Here is a 4,094-nt window from a genome sequence, read left to right on the forward strand (position 1 = left end):
GCAGGTGCTCGGCAATCAGGTGGTGATGGGCGCACACGACGGGCGCCGACATTGCCGGCTTCCTGGGAAAGGAGGCTGGGCGCGGGCCTTTGTGACGCCCATCCTACGCCCCTGGCTCGAGCAACTGGCGACGCTCCCGAGCGATGTTCCGTTCGAATTCGACGGCTGGGACGCCTATCCCGCCGCGCGTGATCGCATGGACCGGATGTTCGCCGAGACGGGAAGCCGACCGCTGGTGCTGTCGGGCGACAGCCACGCCTTCTGGGTCAATGAACTGCACGACGGCGAAGATCGGCGCGTGGCGGCGGAGCTCGGGGTCACCGCCATCACCAGCAGCAGTCTCGGCAACATGTTGGGCGACGTTGAGCTGGGGCCGGCTTTTTCAAAGGCCTGCCCGGAGGTCCGCTTCTGCCAGCATCTGACGAAGGGGTACGGGCTGGTCACCTTGCGGGCCGACGAAATCCGCATCGACCTGATCGGCATGACCACGGTTCTCGAGCGGAACTATGAGCGGTTCGTCCTGAAATCCTACCGGGTTTCCCCAACCCGCCGGCGGCATCGCGGCGATCGAGGAAATCTAGCGGGGCGGGCGGTCACGACCGATCTTCGACGAAATGTGATCGCCCCACGCTGTCCCGCCAACGGCTGCCATTTGCGCGTTGCCGACAAGGCGCCGCATCGCTGGATGCACCATCGCCACCCCGACATCCGCTTGCGCGAGCGCTGGGGCGTCATTGGCGCCGTCGCCGCACATGGCCACCAGTCGGCCCCGGGCCTGCTCCTCGCGGATCAGCCGCAGCTTGTCCTCCGGGGTGGCTTCGGCCAGGAAGTCGTCGACCCCGGCTTCCGAGGCGATGGCGGCGGCGGTCACCGGGTTGTCGCCGGTGATCATCACCGTGCGAAGGCCCATGCGGCGCAGGTCGGCGAAGCGCTCCTTGACCCCCGGCTTGACCACGTCCTTGAGGTGAATGACCCCGACCAGCACGCCGTTCTCGCTGACCGCCAGGGGCGTGCCGCCCGACCGGGCGATGCGGTCAACTGCGGCGGCCAGTTCGGTCGGGACCATCTTGGGGTCGAGAGCCAGGCTGCGATAGACGGCGTCCACCGCACCCTTGCGCCAGGACATCGATCCAGCATCCAGCCCCGACTGACGGGTCATGGCGCTGAAGGCGATTGAGGTCGCCCCGGCCGGAACCTCGACCACGACGCCCTGATTTCTTCCCAGCTCGACGATCGAGCGGCCCTCCGGCGTCTCGTCGGCGAGCGAGGCGCTGACGGCGGCGCGCAGGGCGGCGTCGGGGCGCACGCCGGGGGCGGCGATCACCTCGGTGGCCATGCGGTTGCCGAAGGTGATGGTGCCGGTCTTGTCCAGCAGCAGGGTGTCGACGTCGCCGGCGGCTTCCACCGCTCGGCCCGAGGTGGCCAGGACGTTGACCTTCAGCAGGCGGTCCATGCCAGCGATGCCGACCGCCGAAAGCAGCCCGCCGATCGTCGTCGGAATCAGGGTGATGAACAGCGCGCCCAGCACCAAAGGATCCAGGCTCACGCCTGAGAACTTGCCCAGGCCCAGCAGGGTGACCACGGCGATCAGGAAGATTAGGGTCAGGCCGGCCAGCAGCACGGCCAGGGCGATCTCATTGGGCGTCTTGCGACGGTCGGCGCCCTCGACCATGGCGATCATCCGGTCAAGGAAGGTGTTGCCCGCCTCGGCGGTGACCCGCACCTTGATCCAGTCGGAGACCACGGTGGTGCCGCCGGTGACGGCCGAGCGGTCGCCGCCGCTCTCGCGGATCACCGGGGCGCTTTCGCCGGTGATGGCCGCCTCGTTGACGCTGGCCATGCCCTCGATGATCTCGCCGTCGGTCGGAACGACATCGCCGGCCTCGACCAGGATCACCTCGCCGACCACCAGCTTGTGGGCGGGGGTGGGAATGATCGTCCCGGTCTTGTCGTCGATGATCAGCTTGGCCTTGGTGGTGACGCGGGTGGCGCGCAGGCTGTCGGCCGCCGCCTTGCCGCGCCCTTCGGCGACGCTTTCGGCCAGGTTGGCGAACAGCACCGTGGCCCACAGCCAGCCGGCGATCTGGATCGCGAAGCCCGCCGACTGATGGTCGACGATCGCCGCGATCGCCGAAACGGTCGACAGCAGGGCCACGATCCAGGTGGTGAAGATCACCGGATTATTGGTCAGCCGGCGCGGGTCCAGCTTGACGAAGGCGTCCTTGGTCGCCCGCAGCAGCACGGCGGAGGACAGGCCGCCGGCCAGGGTGGCCGACTTGGGTCGGCCCTCCCCGAGGGTGGGTTCTAGGGTGGTCATGTCAAATCGCCTTTGCGATCAGCTGTGTCAGTGGACGCTGGCGACCGCGGCGAGCGCCTGGAAGTGCTCGACGATCGGACCCAGGGCCAGAGCGGGGAAGAATTGCAGGCCGCCCAGGATCAGGATCACCCCGATCAGCAGGCCGATGAACAGGCCGCCATGGGTCGGCAGGGTCCCGGCCGACGGCGCCAGCTTGGGCTTGGCCGCCAGGCCGCCGGCGATGGCCAGAACCGCGACGGCGGGGACGAAGCGGCCCAGCATCATCGAGATCCCCAGGGTGGTGTTCCACCACGGCGCATTGGCTGTCAGGCCAGCAAAGGCTGAGCCGTTATTGGCCGTGGCCGAGGTGTAGCCGTAGAGGATCTCAGACAGGCCGTGCGGGCCGGCGTGCATCAATCCTTTCAAGGCCTCGGGCAGGACGGCGGCTACGCCTGAGAAGCCCAGCATCGAGAGCGGGATCACCAGCACGGCCAGCATGGCCAACTGGATCTCGCGGGCCTCGACCTTTTTGCCGAGATATTCGGGGGTGCGCCCGACCATCAGTCCGGCGACGAACACCGCCAGCAGAGCCATAACGATCATGATGGCGATCCCCGAGCCGATACCGCCGGGCAGGATCTCGCCCAGTTGCATCAGGAACATCGCCACCGCGCCGCCCAGGGGCATCAGGCTGGAATGCATGCCGTTGACCGAGCCGTTGGAAGCGCCCGTGGTCATGGCCGCCCAGGCGGCCGTCGAGGGCGCGCCGAAGCGAACCTCCTTGCCTTCCATATTGACCGAGGCGTCGACATGGGCGGCGACCAGGGCGGGGCCGGCTGGGTCTCGGTGGCATAGATCGCCGCCGCGCCGGCGCTGAGCAGGATCATGGCCGAGATCACCAGGGCGCGGATGTCCTTGCGGGCCATGGCGCTGCGGCCGAAGGCGAAGAAGGCGGCCCAGCCCAGCACATTGATCGACACCGCCGTGATCAGGTTGGTCAGCGGGGTGGGGTTCTCGAACGGGTGGGCCGAATTGACGTTGAAGACGCCGCCGCCATTGATGCCCAGCTGCTTGATGGCTTCCTGGCTGGCGGTGGCGAACAGCGCGATCCGTTGCGGCGCGCCTTCCAGGGTGGTGGCGTCGACGCCCGCGGCGAGCGTCTGGGGCAGACCCAGGGCCACCAGCACCAGCGACAGCACGATGCACAGCGGCAGCAGCACATAGAGGGTGGTTCGCACCAGGTCGGCCCAGAAATTCCCGACGCCCTCGCCGCGATTGGCGACGAAAGCCCTGGCCAGGGCGGCGGCGATGGTCGCGCCGGTGGCGGCCGAGACGAAGTTCTGCACGGTCAGCACCAGCATCTGGCTAAGCGTCGACATCGTGGTCTCGCCGCCATAGCTCTGCCAGTTGGTGTTGGTCACGAAACTGGCGGCGGTGTTGAAGGCCAGATGCGGCGAGAGCCCGGCGAAGCCCTGCGGGTTCAGCGGCAGCCCGCCCTGCAGGCGCAGCACCGCATAGACCATGACAAAGCCCGCCGCGTTGAAGGCCAGCAGGGCCAGGGCGTAGGCGTGCCAGGTCTGGCTCTTCTTCGGGTCAATGCCGCCGGCGGCATAGAACAGGGTCTCGACAGGCCCCAGCACCGGATCCAGCCAGGTGCGCTCGCCGTTCCAGACCCGAGACATGTAAACGCCCAGGGGCCAGGCGATCGCGACCGCCAGGCCCAGGGTCAGGGCGATTTCCGCCCATCCTTGCCAATTCATGGATTTGATCCGTCAGAACTTGTCGGGTCGCAGCAGGG

Annotated in this window: 3 pseudogenes; 1 reads left to right on the plus strand and 2 read right to left on the minus strand. The window is 68.0% G+C overall.

Annotation, left to right across the window (positions count from 1 at the left end):
• Positions 1–4 precede the first annotated feature (4 nt).
• Positions 5–460 (plus strand): annotated as a pseudogene (locus tag CSW58_RS16255) (alkaline phosphatase D family protein); the annotation flags it as partial.
• A gap of 231 nt (positions 461–691) precedes the next feature.
• On the opposite strand, the pseudogene kdpB reads toward CSW58_RS16255, so the two are convergent.
• Both kdpB and kdpA read right to left on the minus strand, forming a co-directional pair.
• A pseudogene (kdpB, locus tag CSW58_RS10235) lies at positions 692–2,317 on the minus strand (potassium-transporting ATPase subunit KdpB); the annotation flags it as partial.
• Positions 2,318–2,344: 27 nt separating this feature from the next.
• Positions 2,345–4,056, minus strand: a pseudogene (kdpA, locus tag CSW58_RS10240) (potassium-transporting ATPase subunit KdpA).
• Positions 4,057–4,094 lie beyond the last annotated feature (38 nt).

The organism is Caulobacter sp. B11 (assembly GCF_002737765.1).
In the GTDB taxonomy this organism is placed as follows: Bacteria; Pseudomonadota; Alphaproteobacteria; order Caulobacterales; family Caulobacteraceae; genus Caulobacter.